Source organism: Pseudomonas sp. PNPG3, from assembly GCF_023093815.1.
Classification (GTDB): Bacteria; Pseudomonadota; Gammaproteobacteria; order Pseudomonadales; family Pseudomonadaceae; genus Aquipseudomonas; species Aquipseudomonas asiatica.
This window is the reverse complement of the sequence record NZ_JALLKV010000059.1, coordinates 14,943-34,269: the sequence shown is the minus strand read 5'-3', so window position 1 is coordinate 34,269 and position 19,327 is coordinate 14,943. Positions and strand designations below refer to the sequence as shown.

16 protein-coding genes and 2 tRNA genes are annotated in these 19,327 nt (G+C 64.4%); 13 read left to right on the top strand and 5 right to left on the bottom strand.

Annotation, left to right across the window (positions count from 1 at the left end):
- The first annotated feature begins 5 nt into the window (after positions 1-5).
- The 3 genes from MJ643_RS26045 (at position 6) to MJ643_RS26035 (ending at position 1,340) form a co-directional block, all read left to right on the top strand.
- Positions 6-82: transfer RNA gene (locus MJ643_RS26045), tRNA-Asp, on the top strand.
- 141 nt (positions 83-223) lie between these two features.
- Positions 224-300 (top strand) — tRNA-Asp (locus MJ643_RS26040).
- A 200-nt stretch (positions 301-500) separates the two neighbouring features.
- Positions 501-1,340: a DUF2242 domain-containing protein gene (locus MJ643_RS26035; RefSeq protein ID WP_196185057.1), complete on the top strand. Its 840-nt coding sequence runs from the start codon at positions 501-503 to the stop codon at positions 1,338-1,340.
- 207 nt (positions 1,341-1,547) lie between these two features.
- On the opposite strand, the gene MJ643_RS26030 is transcribed toward MJ643_RS26035, so the two are convergent.
- Entirely contained in the window at positions 1,548-2,417 is an 870-nt protein-coding gene (locus MJ643_RS26030; protein ID WP_024086532.1) for a DMT family transporter, read from the bottom strand.
- A 121-nt stretch (positions 2,418-2,538) separates the two neighbouring features.
- Between MJ643_RS26030 and MJ643_RS26025 the strand changes: the two genes are divergently transcribed.
- Entirely contained in the window at positions 2,539-3,948 is a 1,410-nt protein-coding gene (locus tag MJ643_RS26025; protein WP_196185056.1) for a PLP-dependent aminotransferase family protein, read from the top strand.
- 347 nt (positions 3,949-4,295) lie between these two features.
- On the opposite strand, the gene MJ643_RS26020 is transcribed toward MJ643_RS26025, so the two are convergent.
- Positions 4,296-5,336: an AraC family transcriptional regulator gene (locus MJ643_RS26020; RefSeq protein WP_196185055.1), complete on the bottom strand. Its 1,041-nt coding sequence runs from the start codon at positions 5,334-5,336 to the stop codon at positions 4,296-4,298.
- 4 nt (positions 5,337-5,340) lie between these two features.
- Positions 5,341-6,459 carry a nitrilase-related carbon-nitrogen hydrolase gene (locus MJ643_RS26015; RefSeq protein ID WP_196185054.1) on the bottom strand — a complete coding sequence of 373 codons (1,119 nt, stop codon included), beginning with the start codon at positions 6,457-6,459 and terminating at the stop codon, positions 5,341-5,343.
- Between the two features lie 191 nt (positions 6,460-6,650).
- Between MJ643_RS26015 and MJ643_RS26010 the strand changes: the two genes are divergently transcribed.
- Positions 6,651-8,687 (top strand): NADPH-dependent 2,4-dienoyl-CoA reductase, encoded by a 2,037-nt coding sequence (locus tag MJ643_RS26010; RefSeq protein WP_024086536.1) that lies wholly within the window; start codon positions 6,651-6,653, stop codon positions 8,685-8,687.
- Between the two features lie 153 nt (positions 8,688-8,840).
- Positions 8,841-9,731 carry a pyridoxal-phosphate dependent enzyme gene (locus MJ643_RS26005; protein WP_013971621.1) on the top strand — a complete coding sequence of 297 codons (891 nt, stop codon included), beginning with the start codon at positions 8,841-8,843 and terminating at the stop codon, positions 9,729-9,731.
- On the opposite strand, the gene cybB is transcribed toward MJ643_RS26005, so the two are convergent.
- Together cybB and MJ643_RS25995 are read right to left on the bottom strand one after the other, a co-directional pair.
- Positions 9,722-10,267, bottom strand: a complete 546-nt coding sequence (gene cybB, locus MJ643_RS26000; protein WP_013971622.1) for a cytochrome b561 — start codon at positions 10,265-10,267, stop codon at positions 9,722-9,724. The two genes, MJ643_RS26005 and cybB, sit on opposite strands and share 10 nt — an antisense overlap.
- Positions 10,268-10,491: 224 nt before the next feature.
- Positions 10,492-11,424, bottom strand: a complete 933-nt coding sequence (locus MJ643_RS25995; protein WP_013971623.1) for a DUF1853 family protein — start codon at positions 11,422-11,424, stop codon at positions 10,492-10,494.
- Positions 11,425-11,512: 88 nt separating this feature from the next.
- Here MJ643_RS25995 and MJ643_RS25990 point away from each other — a divergent pair, with 88 nt between their 5' ends.
- The 7 genes from MJ643_RS25990 (at position 11,513) to MJ643_RS25960 (ending at position 19,308) form a co-directional block, all read left to right on the top strand.
- Positions 11,513-12,403 (top strand): NAD(+) kinase, encoded by an 891-nt coding sequence (locus tag MJ643_RS25990; RefSeq protein WP_013971624.1) that lies wholly within the window; start codon positions 11,513-11,515, stop codon positions 12,401-12,403.
- Entirely contained in the window at positions 12,403-13,374 is a 972-nt protein-coding gene (locus MJ643_RS25985; RefSeq protein ID WP_013971625.1) for a metallophosphoesterase, read from the top strand. The genes MJ643_RS25990 and MJ643_RS25985 overlap by 1 nt, the downstream gene beginning before the upstream one ends.
- On the top strand, positions 13,371-14,249 hold the full coding sequence (locus tag MJ643_RS25980; protein ID WP_038409144.1) for a rhomboid family intramembrane serine protease: 879 nt from the start codon (positions 13,371-13,373) through the stop codon (positions 14,247-14,249). The genes MJ643_RS25985 and MJ643_RS25980 overlap by 4 nt, the downstream gene beginning before the upstream one ends.
- 13 nt (positions 14,250-14,262) lie before the next feature.
- Positions 14,263-14,523: a DUF1315 family protein gene (locus MJ643_RS25975; protein ID WP_003260154.1), complete on the top strand. Its 261-nt coding sequence runs from the start codon at positions 14,263-14,265 to the stop codon at positions 14,521-14,523.
- Complete coding sequence (locus MJ643_RS25970) at positions 14,520-15,350, top strand: DUF2797 domain-containing protein (RefSeq protein ID WP_061552330.1); 831 nt, start codon at positions 14,520-14,522, stop codon at positions 15,348-15,350. Before MJ643_RS25975 ends, MJ643_RS25970 begins: the two co-directional genes overlap by 4 nt.
- Before the next feature lie 13 nt (positions 15,351-15,363).
- Positions 15,364-18,021 carry an aminopeptidase N gene (gene pepN, locus MJ643_RS25965; RefSeq protein ID WP_013971628.1) on the top strand — a complete coding sequence of 886 codons (2,658 nt, stop codon included), beginning with the start codon at positions 15,364-15,366 and terminating at the stop codon, positions 18,019-18,021.
- Between the two features lie 267 nt (positions 18,022-18,288).
- Entirely contained in the window at positions 18,289-19,308 is a 1,020-nt protein-coding gene (locus tag MJ643_RS25960) for a YCF48-related protein (protein WP_196184659.1), read from the top strand.
- Positions 19,309-19,327: the final 19 nt, after the last annotated feature.

Sequence of the window (19,327 nt, the reverse complement as noted above, 5' to 3'; positions counted from 1 at the left end):
GATACGCAGCGGTAGTTCAGTCGGTTAGAATACCGGCCTGTCACGCCGGGGGTCGCGGGTTCGAGTCCCGTCCGCTGCGCCATCTTCGTTTCAAGGTCCCTTGAACACCTTGAAGCAAACACAAGAGAAGCGATCACGTTATCGCTTTTTTTGTGCCTGTCCTGAGGCCATCGCGCCGGAAGGGTAGACCCAGGTTTCAATCGGGTGCAAGCCTGAATGATACGCAGCGGTAGTTCAGTCGGTTAGAATACCGGCCTGTCACGCCGGGGGTCGCGGGTTCGAGTCCCGTCCGCTGCGCCATCTTCGCTTCGAGGCCCCTTGAACGTCTCGAAGCCACGAGAAAGCGACCTTAGGGTCGCTTTTTTCGTTTCTGCGTCTGGCAATTGCCGCCCTTGACCCAGATTTACACGAACCTGACAGACTCTTCACCGATCAGCGGTTCCTGTGCCTGCCTGCTGTGTTGCACAATAGGCACCTTCTTGACTTACCCGGAATTCGCAATGACCAGATCTTCCGTCTTTGGTGCGCTCGGGCTGGCCCTGGTGCTGGCGGGCGTGACCGGTTGTTCCTCGAAAAAAGCCGCCGTCTACGAGCACGAGAACTTCGATGACTCGGGCACCTTCTCGCGCAGCTTCCCGGTGAGCGATGCCGGCTCCTGCGAGGCCGCCCGACGCGCCTTGCTCAGCCAGGGTTACATCATCACCAGCAGCGGCGCCAACCAGGTGGTGGGCAACAAGAGCTTCCAGCAGAACAGCGAGAACCACCTGCAGATCAGTTTCAACGTCACCTGTGCGCCGGATGTGAGCGACGAGCAGCGTTCGACCATGTTCGCCAACGCCCTGCAGGACCGCTACGCCCTGAAAAAGTCCAACACCTCCGCCAGCCTGGGGGTTGGTGTACTGGGGTCGGTATCGATGCCGATCGGCTCCAGCGACGACTCGATGGTCAAGGTGGCCAGCGAGACTGTGACAGCGGCTCAGTTCTATGACCGCTATTTCGCCCTGGTGGAGAGCTATCTGCCCAAGCCCAAGCCGAAGCAGGCCAATAAGGCCGAGGTCGAGGCGCCTGCGCCGAATGTCGAGAAGCCGGCGGCAGCCCTGGGGCTACCGGAGCAGGCCGCCGCAGCGCCGGTGGCACCGGCCCCGGTTGCTGAGCCTTTGGTTGATGCGGCGCCAGCCCCGGCCCCTGTAGCCCCGGCCAGCGAGGCGGTAGCAGCGCCGGTGCTGGATGACAGCCAGGGCTCGCAGCCAGTGGCACCGCCGGCTGAGGCTGCGCTTATTGAAGTACAACAGCAAGCACAGCCTGCCGAGGCCGCTGAGCCCGCGTCCCCCGCCCTTTGATGGCTTGCCTGTACGGGTAAACCCGCTCCCACAGGTACTGCGCAGTTCTCAACATCTGCGCAGTACCGCCATGGGGCAAAATCCTCCGTGCCCATGAACTTGGCCCTGTGCTGTGCAACTGCCCCGGTGCGAACAGCTTACGGAGGTCCCCAAGGCGCGCTGCGGCTTGGCGAAGCCTTCCCAATTCGCTTTTTTCTGGATCGACATCTACAAGGCGTACTTCTTGGCCCCGGCAACACAGATGACAGCCCCCAGCGTCACCACAAGCATCATCCAGCTGACCTGTTCGTGCAGCAGCAACGCTGCCAGCCCAAGCCCCATGAACGGCTGAAAGAGTTGCAACTGGCCCACTGCTGCAATGCCACCCTGGACGAGCCCTCGGTACCAGAACACAAAACCGATCAGCATGCTGAACAGTGAAACGTAGCCGAGGCTGAACCACGCAGGGGCGCTTACTTTGGCGAAGGCATCTGGTGTCGGAAGATTAGTGATTGTCAGTAGTAGCATCAGCGGCAACGCCACCAGCAACGCCCAACTGATCACTTGCCAACCCCCCAACGTCCGTGACAGGCGCGCCCCTTCGGCATAACCCAACCCACAGACGATGACCGCCGCCATCATCAGCAAATCGCCCTGCGCCGATGCCTCCCCACCATTCATAAGCGCATATCCAACGACGATTCCGGCACCCGTCAACGAGAATAACCAGAACAGTGGCCGAGGTCGCTCACCGCCCCGCAGGACGGCAAACCCTGCGGTACACAGCGGCAGCAGCCCGACAAAGACAATGGAATGGGCAGAGGTTACATGCTGCAGGGCCAGTGCCGTCAGCAGCGGGAAACCGATTACCACGCCCAACGCTGTTACCGCCAATGACCACAGGTCACCGCGTTCAGGGCGAGGCTGGCGCAGCACAAGCAAGAAAAGCGCCCCCAACAGAGCGGCAATCGTTGCCCTGGCACAGGTCAGGAACGTCGGTTCGAAGGCCGTCACTGCCACACGGGTGGCCGGCAGCGAGCCGGCGAAGATGGCGACGCCTATGAAGCCGTTGATCCATCCGCTTGTTGATTTTTCCATCGCCCAGTCCTCGATAAGTCTGGGTTCAGTACATCACTGACGCGCTCACCAAGGCCATGTACAATCCAATACAGTTTTACCGAACTGTTATGCACATTAATCCAGCACAGTTGAGGGTGCGATGAAACGCAGTGGAACGCTGATTCGGACCGTCATGGGTGAGGTGCAGGCGAGGATAGCCTCCCGGACCTACACGCCCGGTGCGCGGATCCCTTCGGTCCGGGCAATGGCGCAGGCCATGCAGGTATCGGTTTCTACCGTACTTGAGGCCTATGAACGGTTGATGGCAGAGGGGGTGCTCAGCGCCCGCCCTGGCTCTGGCTACTACGTGGCAGGGCCCGTGGCGCCCTTGGCACTGACCGAACTCGGCCCCAGGCTCGATCGTGAGGTCGACCCGCTGTGGATCTCGCGCCAGTCTCTTGAAACCTCCAGCGATGCGCTGAAACCAGGGTGCGGGTGGCTGCCTGCCTCCTGGATGTACGAAGCCGGCATGCGTAAAGCGCTGCGAGTCGCTGCCCGTTCCGACACGGTAAAACTGGCCGAGTACGCGTCGCCGCTCGGGCATCCGCCGCTCAGGCAGTTCCTGTCGCGACGGCTGGCTGGCATCGGCATCGAAGCCCCGCTGGAACAGATCATGCTCACCGAATCGGGCACCCACGCCATCGACCTGATTTGCCGTTTTCTGCTGGAACCGGAGGACACGGTCCTGGTCGACGACCCCTGCTACTTCAATTTTCACGCACTGCTCAAAGCCCACAGAGTGAACATTGTCGGGGTACCCTACACGCAGACAGGCCCGGACATCGAGGCGTTCGGCGCAGCCCTGCTCAGGCACGCACCCAGGTTGTACATCACCAATTCCGGCATCCACAACCCAACCGGGGCCAGCCTGTCCCCGGTCACCGCGCACAGGCTGCTGAAGCTGGCCGACACCTCTAGCCTGGTGATCGTGGAGGACGACATCTTCGCTGATTTCGAGAATACGCCCGCGCCACGGCTGTCTGCCTTCGACGGCCTCTCGCGTGTGATTCAGATAGGCAGCTTTTCCAAGACCATCTCTGCTTCAATCCGATGCGGCTACATCGCCGCCCGTGGTGAATGGATCGAGAGCCTGGTCGACCTGAAGATCGCGACCACCTTCGGCGGTGGACGCTTGGCCGCGGACATCATCTATCAAGCGATTACGGATAGCGGGTACCGAAAACACATGGAAGGTGTCCGCCACCGGTTAGGCGAGGCAATGGACAGAACGGTGCCGAGGCTTCAGGCCATTGGTATCAAGCCGTGGATAATTCCCCAGGCAGGCATGTACCTCTGGTGCCAGCTCCCTCAAGGCAAGGATGCAGCAACGCTGGCCAGGACCTGCCTGAATGAAGGTGTAGTGCTGGCGCCCGGTAATGCGTTCAGCCAATCCATGACGGCGGGGGATTTCCTGCGCTTCAACGTTGCTCAATCGGGTGACGGCAAACTCTACGAAGTGTTGAAAAGGGCGCTGAGTGCGCAGTCGCCAGAGCACTTAGTGCCAGGCTGAGCTTGTCATGGGGCACACCTGCGACAGAAATGGCTACGGCATGCTCGCGCACTGCACGGGGGAGCGCAGCCCCCACTGCGCACGCGTAGTTCGGCTTGGGCCTGCCGTCTAAAGCCTGCATGACCTACAAACGGCTAATATCAAGTAGCACGGGGCTAACGATTGCTGGGCACCGGATCATAAGCTTGTCATGATTCCTTCATCCTTCCTGCCTAGGGTGAGGCGACAGTTACCAGGAAAAATGAGTGAAGAGGGCTTAGGGCTATGGACGAATACCAAGAAGAACTTCTCGAATTCCAGGCTTATGAACTGGACACCCCGGAACCGGCTGACGACGCTACCGAGCTCTAGCCCGCCCGCCGCTGGCTGCGGCGAAACTCCCCCGGCGTAAGGCCCGTCCAGCGCTTGAAAGCGCGCTGGAAGGCCTCGGCCGATGCAAACCCCAACAGATAGGCGATCTCGCCAAAGGCCAACTCCGTATCGCGGATATAGGTCTCGGCCAAGTCGCGCCGTGTTTCACTGAGCAGGTCGCGAAAGCGCGTGCCTTCCTCGGCCAGTTTGCGGCGCAAGGTCCAGGTCGGCAGTTGCAGGTGCAGCGCCACTTCTTCCAGGTCCGGTTCACGGCCACCATTTAGCAACGGGCCCAGCAGGTGGGTAATGCGCTCACCCAGGCTGCGCACCCGCGTACGCTGCAGCATTTCCGCCTCGCACAGCTGCAGCAGGTGCTGCCAGGTGCTCGGGCAATGCCTGGGGTTGGCCAGCTGCAGCGTGGCCCGGCTCAGGCGCAGCTGGTTACTCGCTGCTGCGAACTGCACGGGTGTGCTGCACAGCGGCTGGTAGCGCTCGGCATAGGCGGGTGCAGCGAACTCGATGTCCATATGTTCGGCCTGCACCGCCGTACCGGCCAGGTCGGCAAGCTGGGCGAGCCAGCCGGCAAGTAGCGAATCGACCACGAAACGGTTGTAGGCGTTGTAGGGGCTGATGGAGTAGAAGCGCAGCCAGGCGCCCTGGGCATCTTCCTGAAAACTGGAGTGGCCGCGGTAGTTGGCGGCGTACAGCGGCTCGAAGCGCAACAGGGTACGTGCCGCCTCGCCCAGGTTCGGTGCCTGGGCAGCGGTGACCCCGGCCAGGCCGGCATGCGCCAGGCGGCTCAGGCGCCCCATGTGCAGGCCCAGCGCGGCCTCGCCGCACAGCTCGATGGCAGCGTGCCCAAGGTGCATGTAGCGCGGGATCGACAAGCGCGCACCGGCTTCGCCCAGGCGTGCCGCGTCCAGGCCATAGCGGCGCAGCAGCGGCTCGGGGTCGTGGCCCAGTTCACGCAGGGCCTCGGTCAGCGGTTGGACAAAACCAACCGACAGGTCACCCAGGCGCACGCGGGGGCGGGCCATGGGCTTACAACCACAGGTTCAACAGGCGGGCTCCAGGGCTGGGGGTGCCTGCCAGCAATTCACCCGCCTGGCGGGCAAAGCCCTGGCCGTCGCTGCCCTGTTCCCAGAACTGCCCACGCATGAACACGCTCATGCTGCTGACGCTGGTTCCGGCCGATTGGGTCAGTCGCTGCCATGCAGCCTGTTCGCTGACTTCGCCGCGCCGCAAGGGCAGCCCGGCGCTGGCATCCTGGTGGCGATTGCCGCGCCAGGGCGCTTGCCAGCTGCCCTTGCCGCTGAGGAACACCGGGTTGGCGATCAGTTGTACTGCCTGTTGGGCCAGTTGTTGGTGGTTTTCCGGGTACCAGCTGTCGCTGCCCACCAGCACGCCCAGGCGCCCGGCAGGGGTTTGCAATACCTGCAGCGGGTGCTGGCGGCCATCATGTACATAGCGGCGCATTTCGCTGTCGGGGAACTGCTGGCGTTGCGGTTGGCCCAGCAGCGAGCCGTCGCCGGCGAACACTACGCTGCTGTTGAACAGCGGGCCGCTGCCGGCATGCAGCACGCCCTGTTTCACGTAGGGGGCGGGCAACACGATGGAGCCGGCCACCAGAGTGACATTGAATTCCTTGGCCAGGCCACCGAACAGTTGCTGGTAGTCCGCAGCCATCTGCTCGGCTTTCATGCGCAGGTGCGCGTCGGCGCGCCAGTCGTCCCCGTCGGCACGGAGCATGGCCAGGCCATAGCGCAGCGGGTTGCTCAGTTCCAGCCATTGCAGGGCTTCGCGGCTTTGCGTGACTTGATAAAGCTCGTTCTTTTCGCCACGCGCCCACAGCCAGGTGCCGATGTGCTCGGGCAGCACCACCACCGTGCGCGGGCCGACTAGCCCTTGGGTACGGGCCTGTTCCAGATAGGCCGAGAGCTTGCGGTGCAGGCGTTGCAGGTTCTGGTAGTCACCCGGGTAGAGCAGCGGTTCGACGCCGAGCAGGTTGCCGTGCTCGCCTGGCACGCCATGGTTCAGCGCCAGTTCGATGCGCAGGTCGGACAGGTAATGGCCTTCCGGGCGCTGCTGGGTCCAGAAACCGTAGCCGCAGAGGGCGGCGACCATCACCAGCGCCAGGGCGCTTGCCAGGAGTTTTCGCATGAAGCAGGACAGCGCCTTGGAAACAAGAGTTTCCTAGGGTAGTCGCGCTGTGCGCGAGGATCAATAACTTGTCAGTTTCGATCATTGAGCCCGTTCAAACGTCTGTTTAATGTCGCAGGCAGACAAACGACGGGGTCCGCCAGCCGGTGAGGCACCCGCATTCCGTGAATACGCCACCTGGGGACCTTTCCATGGCCGCCGACCGCTACCCGCACCTGCTCGCACCGCTGGACCTGGGCTTCACCACCTTGCGCAACCGCACCCTGATGGGCTCGATGCACACCGGCCTCGAAGAGCGCCCGGGCGGCTTCGAGCGTATGGCGGCGTACTTTGCCGAGCGCGCCCGCGGTGGCGTCGGCCTGATGGTTACTGGCGGCATCGCGCCCAACGATGAGGGCGGAGTGTATTCCGGGGCGGCCAAGCTCAGCACCGAGGAAGAAGCCGACAAGCACCGCATCGTCACCGAGGCGGTACACGCTGCCGGCGGCAAGATCTGCCTGCAGATCCTGCATGCCGGGCGCTACGCCTACAGCCCGCGCCAGGTGGCGCCCAGCGCGATCCAGGCGCCAATCAACCCGTTCAAACCCAAGGAACTGGACGAGGCGGGTATCGAGAAGCAGATCGCCGACTTCGTCAATTGCGCGGTGCTGGCCCAGCGCGCCGGTTACGACGGCGTCGAGATCATGGGTTCGGAAGGCTACTTCATCAACCAGTTCCTCGCCGCCCACACCAACCACCGCACCGACCGCTGGGGTGGCAGTTATGAAAACCGCATGCGCCTGGCGGTGGAGATCGTCAGCCGGGTGCGCGGCGCGGTCGGGCCGAACTTCATCATCATCTTCCGCCTGTCGATGCTCGATCTCATCGAGGGCGGCAGCACCTGGGATGAAATCGAGCTGCTGGCCAAGGCCATCGAGAAGGCCGGCGCGACGTTGATCAATACCGGCATCGGCTGGCACGAAGCGCGTATACCGACCATTGCCACCAAGGTGCCGCGCGCGGCATTCAGCAAGGTCACCGCCAAGTTGCGCGGCGTGGTGAACATTCCGCTGATCACCACCAACCGCATCAATACTCCGGAGGTGGCCGAGGCGGTGCTGGCCGAAGGCGATGCCGACATGGTCTCGATGGCACGTCCGTTCCTGGCCGACCCGGACTTCGTCAACAAGGCCGCTGCTGGTCGCGGCGACGAGATCAACACCTGCATCGGCTGCAACCAGGCCTGCCTGGACCATACTTTCGGCGGCAAGCTGACCAGTTGCCTGGTCAACCCGCGTGCCTGCCACGAGACCGAGCTCAACTACCTGCCCGTGCGCACCGTGAAGCGCATTGCCGTGGTCGGCGCAGGCCCGGCCGGCCTGGCGGCAGCCACGGTGGCGGCAGAGCGCGGCCACGCGGTGACCCTGTTCGATGCCGCCAGCGAGATCGGCGGGCAGTTCAATGTGGCCAAGCGGGTACCGGGAAAGGAAGAGTTCCATGAAACCCTGCGTTACTTCCGCAACAAGGTCAAAAGCACGGGCGTGGACTTGCGCCTGAACACCCGGGTCAATGTGCAGGCCCTGGTGGACGGTGGCTACGACGAGATCATCCTTGCCACCGGCATCGCCCCGCGCACGCCGGCCATCCCCGGTGTCGAGCATGCCAAGGTGCTCAGCTACCTCGACGTGCTGCTCGAGCGCAAGCCGGTGGGCAAGGCTGTCGCGGTGATTGGTGCGGGTGGCATCGGTTTCGACGTTTCCGAGTACCTGGTGCATCAGGGCGTTGCCACCAGCCAGGACCGTGAGGCGTTCTGGAAGGAGTGGGGCATCGACACCCATCTGCAGGCGCGTGGTGGCGTGGCCGGGATCAAGGCCGAGCCGCATGCCCCGGCGCGGCAGGTGTACCTGTTGCAGCGCAAGAAATCCAAGGTGGGTGACGGCCTGGGCAAGACCACCGGCTGGATTCACCGCACCGGGTTGAAGAACAAGCGGGTGCAGATGCTCAACAGCGTCGAGTACCTGGGCATCGACGATGCCGGCCTGCACATTCGCGTGGCCGATGGCGAGCCGCAGGTGCTGGCGGTGGACAACGTGGTGATCTGTGCAGGGCAGGAGCCGCTGCGCGAGCTGCAGGACGGGCTGGTGGCGGCGGGGCAGTCGGTACACCTGATTGGTGGGGCAGATGTGGCGGCCGAGCTGGATGCCAAGCGGGCGATCAACCAAGGTTCGAGATTGGCGGCTGAGCTCTGAGATCGCCGGGGCCGCTTTGCGGCCCTGTGGGAGCGGGTTCACCCGCGAATAGGGCTGCGCGGTGCATGGCACCGGCTGCGCCGGTGTTCGCGGGTGAACCCGCTCCCACAGGGACGCAAAGCAGCCCCAGGCTTTCACTGGTAAACTCGCACGATGCACTTTGACCTGCCCCAAGCCCCCCTGCAGCCCCTGATCCTGCCCTGGCTGCAACAAGCCCAGGTAGAAGCCGCCATCCTGCGCCTGGACCTGATCGATCCGCTGATCAGCGGCAACAAATGGTTCAAGCTACGCCATCACCTGCAACAGGCCAGCGCCAGCAACGCCCCGGGCCTGATCAGCCTCGGCGGCAACCATTCCAACCACCTGCACGCCCTGGCCGCTGCCGGCAAGCGCTTCGGCTTCGCCACCGCCGGCCTGCTGCGTGGTCACGCCCAGGACACGCCAACCGTGCGTGACCTGCAGACGCTGGGCATGGAACTGCACTGGCTGGGCTATGGCGGCTACCGCGCACGAAATCAAGCGGGTTTCTGGGAGCCCTGGCAAGCGCGCTACCCGGGTTGGTACTGCATCCCTGAAGGGGGCGGCGGGTTGGCCGGTGCACAGGGCTGCGCGCTGATCATGCAGCAGGCACGGGCGCAGATCGCGGCACTGGGCTGGTCGGGCTACGACGCCTGGTGGCTGGCTGCTGGAACGGGGACTACCCTGGCCGGTCTGGTAATGGCCGAGGCGGGCGCACATGTGGTGCATGGTGCAGTGGCGGTACCCAGGGACCATGGTGTGCCGGTGGCGGTAGCAGCACTGGCCGGCGCGCATGGCTACCAACTGCACGACGCCTGCCGTGGCGGTTTCGGCAAATTCGACGCTGATCTGTTGGCGTTCATCGCTGATTGCGAGCGGCACACAGGCGTGCCGCTCGAAGCCCTCTACACTGGCAAGGCTCTGCTGGCCCTGCGTGAGCAGGTCGAGGCCGGGCTGTTCGCGCCCGGCACCCGCCTGATCGTGGTGCACACCGGCGGCCTGCAGGGCCGGCGCGGTTACTTGTAGGGCAGCATGCGCAGCAGCGTGTTGTCGCGCTGCACATAGTGGTGATAGAGCCCGGCCAGAGCGTGCAGGCCGATCAGCCAGTAGCCCCAGCTGCCGATGCGTTCATGCCAGCCTTTGATGAACTTGGCCTGGTCCGGATTCGGGCCGATCAGGTGCGGCAGCTCCAGACCGAAGAACGGCACTGGTTTGTCGGCGGCGCTGAGGATCAGCCAGCCGGCCAGCGGCAGGATGATCATCAGCAGGTACAACGCCAGGTGCATCAGGTGCGCGAGGCCGGTCTGCCAGGCCGCAGGCTTGGGCACGATGGGTGGAGTCGGGCGGCTCAGGCGGATGGCCAGGCGCAACCAGACCAGCACGAACACGCTGAGCCCGAGCATGAAGTGCAGGTCCTTCATCAGGTTGCGTTCGACGCTGTCCTTGGGGAACAGGCCACGCAGTTCGATTAGGGCGTAGACAGCGGCCAGCAGCACCAGCATCAGCCAGTGCAGGGCGATGGACAGGCGCGCGTAATGGGTCGTGGGGGTGGATGAAACCATGATCGGTCCTCGTCATCAGGTCGGAATAGCGCTCTTGCCGGCGCTCAGGAAGTACTGTAGTGGCTACGGGGTAACAAATCTTTGCGCCAGGTCTGTGAAAATTGTGTTGTCTGCACCGGCCCTTTCGCGGGTGAACCCGCTCCCACAGGCACAGCGCTGAGCCAGAGACCTGTGCAGTACCTGTGGGGGCGGGCAAGCCCGCGAAGAGGCCGGAACAGCCTGCATCATGCCTTGGATGTAAATGGCCAACTGTCAGCCACCAGAAACACCCGCTCGGCCTCCTGCCACGCCCCGTCAGCCTCTTGCTCCAACCTCACCAGCAACTGCGCCGGAGCCTGCCGCTCCAGCACATGCAGCCATGCCGCAAACTGCTCCACCGCCCAGCACTCATGCGCCTCGACCCGCGCTGGCGCCAGCCAGGCATGCCGTTGCGGCGGCTGCCATTGCTCACCTTCGCCCATGACCCAGTCCCGCCGCCGCAGCCAGCGCCCGCGCAAGTGCTGCGGGTTGGCGCCCTGTAGTGGCTGCGCATGCCCGGGCCACGGGTAGAACAGATAGCCACCCAGCCACACATGCGCCTGCACCTGCTCCACCCCCAGCCGAGCCAGCACCTCGCGGCTGTGTGCCCCCGCCGACATGGGCAACTGGTGCCGTGCCAGGTGCGCCAGTTTGCTTCCCAGTCGGTCATGGCAGCCCGGCCCCAGCCAGGCGTCGGGGTCATGCCCGGGGTGTTCCGGACCCAGGTACAGCTTGATGGCCAGTTCCAGGTGGTGCACACCGTCGCGGTCGCGCAGCACCACATCCAGCTCGCCCAGGGTGCGCCCGCCGTCGCGAATCGCCAGGTTGGCCGCCAGCAGTTCGATGCCCGGGGCCTGGCCCAGGGCGAATTGCCACAGCCGTTCGTAGTAGTGCCCCAGGCGCCGGCTACCCAGCTGCGCCAGCCAGTCGCGCAATGGGCGGTCATCGTCATCCAGCGCCCGCAGCCAGTCTGCCAGGCGCTGTGGCTGGTCCGCCCACAGGCTGCCCGCCAGCGGGTGGCGCTGGGGGCAGGGCGGGGCGCTGAGCAACGGAGGCGACAGCAGGGCCCAGGCCAGGTCGCGCACGTTGGGGCGGCGTAGCTGCCGGGGCAGGTCGTGGAGCAGGGCGAATGGCATCATCCTGCGAGCATAGCCGGTTTGCCGCTACCCGGTGGTTTCGCCCATAATCGCGGCATAGTCACCCGCCGCAGAGCCTCGCAGGAGCCCCATGGAGCAATTTCGCAATATCGGTATCATTGGCCGCCTTGGCAGCTCCCAGGTGCTCGACACCATTCGCCGACTGAAAAAATTTCTTATCGAGCGCCACCTGCACGTGATCCTCGAGGACACCATCGCCGAAGTGTTGCCTGGCCATGGCCTGCAAACTTCCACCCGCAAGCTGCTGGGTGAGGTCTGTGACCTGGTCATCGTGGTCGGCGGCGACGGCAGCCTGCTGGGCGCCGCCCGCGCCCTGGCCCGGCACAACATTCCGGTGCTGGGCATCAACCGTGGCAACCTGGGTTTCCTCACCGACATCCGCCCCGACGAGCTGGAAGAGAAGGTCGCCGAAGTGCTCGACGGCCACTACCTGGTGGAAAACCGCTTCCTGCTGCAGGCCGAGGTACGCCGCCACAACGAAGCCATCGGCCAGGGTGATGCGCTGAACGATGTGGTGCTGCACCCGGGCAAGTCCACGCGCATGATCGAGTTCGAGATCTACATCGATGGCCAGTTCGTCTGCAGCCAGAAGGCCGACGGCCTGATCGTCGCCACCCCCACCGGCTCCACCGCCTACGCGCTGTCGGCCGGCGGCCCGATCATGCACCCCAAGCTCGATGCCATCGTCATCGTGCCGATGTACCCGCACACCCTGTCAGGCCGGCCGATCGTGGTCGACGGCAACAGCGAACTGAAGATCGTGGTGTCCAAGGACCTGCAGATCTACCCGCAGGTATCCTGTGACGGCCAGAACCACTTCACCTGTGCCCCCGGCGACACCATCACGGTGAGCAAGAAACCGCAGAAGCTGCGCCTGATCCACCCGCTGGACCACAATTACTACGAGGTCTGCCGCACCAAGCTCGGCTGGGGCAGCCGGCTGGGAAGCAGGGACGACTGATGCTCGATCCGGCGCGTAGTTTCGACATCATCGGTGACGTGCACGGTTGTGCGCTGACCCTTGAACGCCTGCTCGACGCCCTCGGTTACAAGCGTGTGGCAGGCGTGTGGCGCCACCCGCGGCGCCAGGCGCTGTTCCTTGGCGACATCGTGGACCGCGGGCCACGCATCCGCGAGGCGCTGCACATCGTCCACGACATGGTCGAGGCCGGCCAGGCGTTCTGCATCATGGGCAACCACGAGTACAACGCGCTGGGCTGGGTCACCCCGGCACTGCCTGGCAGCGGCAAGGCCTTCGTGCGCGAGCATACGCCACGCCACGCCCGGCTGATCGACGAAACCCTGACCCAGTTTGCCCACCACCCCGCTGACTGGCACGACTTCGTCAACTGGTTCTACGAATTGCCGCTGTTCGTCGACGCCGGGCGCTTCCGCCTGGTGCATGCCTGCTGGGACCCGCGGCTGATCGAGCCGCTGCGCCAGCAGTACCCCGACGGGCGCATCGACGAACACTTCATCCAGGCCTCGGCGGTGAACGGCAGCTTTGCCGCCACCGTGTGCAACCGCCTGCTGCGCGGTACCGACATGCGCCTGCCGGACGGCCTGACCCTCACCGGTGGCGACGGCCTGACCCGTGCCTTCTTCCGTACCAAGTTCTGGGAAGAAGACCCGCAAACCTACGGCGACATCGTGTTCCAGCCAGACGCCCTGCCCGCGGAAGTGGCCAGCACCCCGCTCAGTCACAGCCAGAAGAACGCCTTGCTGCGCTATGCCGAAGACGAGCCCATGCTGTTCGTCGGCCATTACTGGCGCAGCGGCCGCCCGGCGCCGATCCGCGCCAACCTGGCCTGCCTGGACTACAGCGCCGTGCTCTATGGCAAGCTGGCAGCCTACCGGCTGGATGATGAAACCCGCATCGACCCGCACAAGTTCGTCTGGGTCGACGTCGACCGCCCACAGGCCAACCAATGAACATTATCGAAGTGATGCGCCTGCCGCTGTCGGTCGACCTCAGCGGCTTCGTTCACCTGCTGCAGCGCCTGCAGGTGCCGCACCGGGTCAGCGAGGAGGGCGATGCCCAGGTGCTCTGGGCCCCCGACACCCTGGCAGCGGACGTCCGCGAACTCTACCAGCGCTACCCCGACGGCAACGCCGACCTGCCAGCCACCACCGATCCTGTGGGAGCGGGCGAGCCCGCGAAAGGGCCCTCCCTGGCAGAACAGGCCAAAGCCTGCAAAGTCACCACTATCACCCTGCTGCTGTGCTTCATCGTCGCCGGCCTCACCGGCCTTGGCGACAATTTCACCACCATCAGCTGGTTCACCTTCCTCGATTTCCGCGTCCAGGGCGACTACCTGTACTTCAGCCCGCTGGCGCAAAGCCTGGACCAAGGCCAGTGGTGGCGCCTGGTATCGCCCATGCTGCTGCATTTCGGCGTGCTGCACCTGGCCATGAACAGCCTGTGGTACTGGGAGCTGGGCAAACGCATCGAACTGCGCCAGGGCCCGTGGGCGCTGCTGGGCCTGACCCTGCTGTTCAGCCTGGTGTCCAACCTGGCCCAGCACTACAGCAGCGGGCCGAGCCTGTTCGGCGGCCTGTCCGGCGTGCTGTACGGCCTGCTCGGGCACATCTGGCTGTACCAGTGGCTGGCACCCGACCGTTACTTCAACCTGCCCAAGGGCGTGCTGGTGATGATGCTGATCTGGCTGGTGGTGTGCCTGAGCGGCGTGATCGACACCCTGGGCCTTGGCCAGATCGCCAACGCCGCCCACGTCGGCGGGCTGCTCATCGGATGCCTGACCGGGCTCTTGGGTGGGGCGCTGGCCCGGCGTAAACTGTCGGCTTGAATCAGGAGACACTATGTCCACTTTCGCGCAAATGATTGAAAACATCACCCCGGAAATCTACGAGAGCCTGAAACTGGCCGTGGAAATCGGCAAATGGTCGGATGGCCGCAAGCTCACTGCCGAGCAGAAAGAGCTGTCGCTGCAGGCGGTAATCGCCTGGGAGATGAAAAACCTGCCCGAAGACCAGCGTACCGGCTACATGGGCCCGCAGGAATGCGCCTCGAAGTCCGCGCCGATCGCCAACATTCTGTTCAAGTCGGACTCGGTACATTGATCGAACTCGCTCGTGGCTCGTTGAGCAAGATGGCGGTAAGCCTGCAGGCGCCAGTGGTGCAGTACAGCTTTCGCCTGGATGACACGCAGGTGCCGGTCAACCCGTTTATCGGCCAGCGCCTGCGCCTTGAGTACCTTGGCGCCATTCACTGCAGCCATTGTGGCAAGCGCACCAAGACCAGCTTCAGCCAGGGTTACTGCTACCCGTGCATGACCAAACTGGCCCAGTGCGACGTGTGCATCATGGCCCCGGAAAAGTGCCACTACGACGCCGGCACCTGCCGCGAACCGTCGTGGGGCGAACAGTTCTGCATGACCGACCATGTGGTCTACCTGGCCAACTCGTCGGGGATCAAGGTCGGTATCACCCGCGCCACCCAGCTGCCCACCCGCTGGCTCGACCAAGGCGCCACCCAGGCCCTGCCGATCGTGCGCGTGGCCACCCGCCAGCAGTCCGGCCTGGTCGAAGACTTGCTGCGCAGCCAGGTGCCGGACCGCACCAACTGGCGCGCCCTGCTCAAGGGCGATGCCGAGGAGCTCGACCTGGTGGCTATTCGTGAACAGGTCTTCGACGCCTGTGCCGATGGCCTGCGCGAGCTGCAGGGGCGCTTCGGCCTGCAGGCGATCCAGCCGCTGGCCGACGCCGAAGTGGTGCAGATGAAGTACCCGGTCGAGGCCTACCCATCGAAGATCGTCAGCTTCAACCTCGACAAGGACCCGGTAGTGGAAGGCACGCTGCTGGGCATCAAGGGCCAGTACCTGATCTTCGACACCGGTGTGATCAATATTCGCAAGTACACGGCCTACCAGTTGGCCGTGCTCCAGTAAAAAGGACCTGCACATGCGTACCGAACAACCGCAAGTGATCTACCTCAAGGATTACCAGGCGCCCGAGTACCTGATCGACGAGACGCACCTGACCTTCGAGCTGTTCGAGGACCACACCCTGGTTCACGCGCAACTGGTCATGCGCCGCAACCCGGCACGCGGTGCCGGCCTGCCGCCACTGGTACTCGATGGCCAGCAGCTGGAGCTGCTGCGCGCCTCGCTGGATGACCAGGAACTCCAGCCGGGCGACTACCAGCTCGACGCCGACAGCCTGACCGTGCAGCCCAAGGCCGAGCGCTTCACCCTCGACACCAGCGTGAAGATCCACCCCGAGAGCAACACCGCGCTGGAAGGCTTGTACAAGTCGGGCAAGATGTTCTGCACCCAGTGCGAGGCCGAAGGCTTCCGCAAGATCACCTACTACCTCGATCGTCCGGATGTGATGAGCACCTTCACCACCACGGTCATCGCCGAGCAGCATCGCTACCCGGTATTGCTGTCGAACGGCAACCCGATCGGCAGCGGGCCGGCAGACGATGGCCGCCACTGGGCGACCTGGGAAGACCCGTTCATGAAGCCGGCCTACCTGTTCGCCCTGGTGGCCGGTGACCTATGGTGCGTCGAGGACAGCTTCACCCGCCAGTCCGGCCGTGACGTGACCCTGCGCATCTATGTCGAGCCTGAGAACATCGACAAGTGCGACCACGCCATGGTCAGCCTGAAAAAGTCCATGCGCTGGGACGAAGAAGTCTATGGCCGCGAGTACGACCTGGACATCTTCATGATCGTCGCGGTCAACGACTTCAACATGGGCGCCATGGAAAACAAGGGCCTGAACATCTTCAACTCCAGCTGTGTGCTGGCTCGTGCCGAAACCGCCACCGATGCCGCCCACCAGCGCGTCGAAGGCGTGGTCGCCCACGAGTATTTCCACAACTGGTCGGGCAACCGCGTCACCTGCCGTGACTGGTTCCAGCTGTCGCTGAAGGAAGGCTTCACGGTGTTCCGCGATGCCGAGTTCAGCGCCGACATGAACTCGCGCACGGTCAAGCGCATCGAAGACGTGGCCTACCTGCGTACTCACCAGTTCGCCGAAGACGCTGGCCCCATGGCCCACCCGGTGCGCCCGGACAGCTTCATCGAGATCTCCAACTTCTACACCCTGACCGTGTACGAGAAGGGCGCCGAAGTGGTGCGCATGGTTCGTACCCTGCTGGGCGCCGACGGCTTCCGCAAGGGCAGCGACCTGTACTTCGAACGCCACGATGGCCAGGCGGTGACCACCGACGATTTCATCAAGGCCATGGAAGACGCCAACGGCGTCGACTTCACCCAGTTCAAGCGCTGGTACAACCAGGCCGGCACCCCGCGCCTGGAAGTCAGCGAGGCCTATGACGCGGCCGCGCAAACCTACAGCCTGACCTTCCGCCAAAGCTGCCCGCAGACCCCGGACAAGGCCGAAAAGCTGCCGTTCGTGATCCCGGTGGAGCTTGGCCTGCTGGATGCCGCAGGCAACGACCTGCCGCTGCAACTGGCCGGCGAAGATACGGCGCAGGGCACCAGCCGCGTGCTGTCGGTGACCGAGGCCGAGCAGACCTTCACCTTCCAGGGTATCCAGGCCAAGCCGCTGCCGTCGCTGCTGCGTGGCTTCAGTGCACCGGTCAAGCTGAGCTTCCCCTACGACCGCGACCAGCTGATGTTCCTGATGCAGCACGACAGCGACGGCTTCAACCGCTGGGAGGCGGGGCAGCAGTTGTCGGTGCAGGTGCTGCAGGAGCTGATCGGCCAGCATCAGCGCGGCGAGGCACTGAAGCTCGACCAGCGCCTGATCACCGCCCTGGGCACCGTGCTCGGCAACGAGTCGCTGGACCCGGCCATGGTTGCCGAAATGCTCTCGCTGCCGGGTGAGGCATACCTCACCGAGATCAGCCAGGTGGCCGACGTGGACGCCATCCACGCTGCCCGCGAGTTCGCCCGCCAGCAGATCGCCGAGCAGCTGTTCGACGCCCTGTGGGCGCGCTACCAGGCCAACCGCGAAGTGTCGCGCAGCACCGCCTACGTGGCCTCGGCCGAGCATTTCGCTCGCCGCAGCCTGCAGAACATCGCGCTGTCGTACCTGATGCAGAGCGGCAAGCCGCAGGTGCTGCAGGCGGCTTTGGAGCAGTTCGAGCACTGCGACAACATGACCGAGCGCCTTACCGCCCTGGCTGTGCTGGTCAACTCACCGTTCGAAGCCGAGCGGGCCAAGGCGCTGGAAGCCTTTGCCGAGCACTTCAAGGACAACCCGCTGGTCATGGACCAGTGGTTCAGCGTGCAGGCGGCCAGTACGCTGCCGGGCGGGCTGGCGCGGGTCAAGGCGCTGATGCAGCACCCGGCGTTCACCCTGAAGAACCCGAACAAGGTACGTGCGTTGATCGGCGCCTTTGCCGGGCAGAACCTGGTCAACTTCCATGCGGCGGATGGCTCCGGCTACCGCTTCCTGGCGGACCTGGTGATCGAGCTGAATGCGCTGAACCCGCAGATCGCTTCGCGCCAACTGGCACCGCTGACCCGCTGGCGCAAGTATGACGATGCGCGTCAGGCCCTGATGAAGGGTGAGCTGGAGCGGATTCTGGCTTCTGGTGAGCTGTCCAGTGATGTGTATGAGGTTGTGAGCAAGAGCCTGGCTTGAGTTTTCCGTAGCCTGAACCGACCTCTTCGCGGGTAAACCCGCTCCCACAGGTCCTGCACCGCTTTCACGGGCTGTGCAGGACCTGTGGGAGCGGGTTTACCCGCGAAGCTTTTGGAGCCGACAACAAAACATAACACCCCGCCCGTTGTATTCCCGCAAACATCCCCGCTACGATCCCTTCAAGCTATTGCAAGCCTCTAGATCAGGCTTTTCGCAGTACCTGCAGTGCATTGACCCACCAGACAAGAACACAACAGGGGGACAGTCATGAGGGAACAGAACAGGCGCTTTGCCTGGCCATTGGCAGCCGGCGCGGTACTGGCGCTGGGGCTCGGCGTGTGGGCTGACAGCGTGCAAGCCGCTGCCGCCGACGAATATTCCACCGAATCGGCCAAGGCCAGCCAAAGCCTGCTGATCGACGCCACCCATGCCGGTAAGCGCCTGGTGGTAGTGGGCGATCGCGGTCATATCCTGTTCTCCGACGACCAGGGCAGAACCTGGACCCAGGCGCGGGTGCCCACCCGGCAACTGCTGACCGCGGTGTTCTTCCTCGACGACAAGCGCGGCTGGGCCGTCGGCCACGATGCGCTGGTGCTCGCCAGCAGCGATGGTGGTGCCACCTGGAGCAAGCAGTTCGAAGACCTGACCCGCGAAGCACCCTTGCTCGATGTCGCCTTCCTCGACGCCCGGCACGGCTTTGCCGTAGGTGCCTATGGCGCCTTGCTGGAAACCACCGACGGCGGCCAGCACTGGCAGGACGTCGCCGAGCGCCTGGACAACCCCGACCAGCTGCACCTGAACGGTATCGCCCAGGTGCGTGACGCGGGCCTGTTCATTGTCGGCGAGCAGGGCGGCATGTTCCGCTCGGCCGACAACGGCCAGACCTGGGCCAAGGTTCAAGGCCCCTACGAGGGCTCGCTGTTCGGCGTGATCGGCACCGCACAGCCGCGCACATTGCTGGTCTACGGCCTGCGCGGCAACCTGTTCCGCTCCACCGATTTCGGTGACAGCTGGCAACCGATCGAGCTCAAGGCCGCACGTGGCACCCTCGAATTCGGCCTGGCAGGCGCTACGCTTGTCGAGGACGGTAGCCTGGTGCTGGTCGGCAATGGCGGCAGCGTGCTGCGCAGTACCGATGACGGCCAGACCTTCAGTGTCTACAACCGCGCCGACCGCATTGCCCTGGCCGGCGTCAGCGGCCTGGCCGATGGCGGCCTGCTGCTGGTAGGGCAGGGTGGCGTGCACCTGGCTGACCCGCAGGGTGCTGACCAGGAGGTGCGTCCATGACCAGCAGGGAGAGCATCAC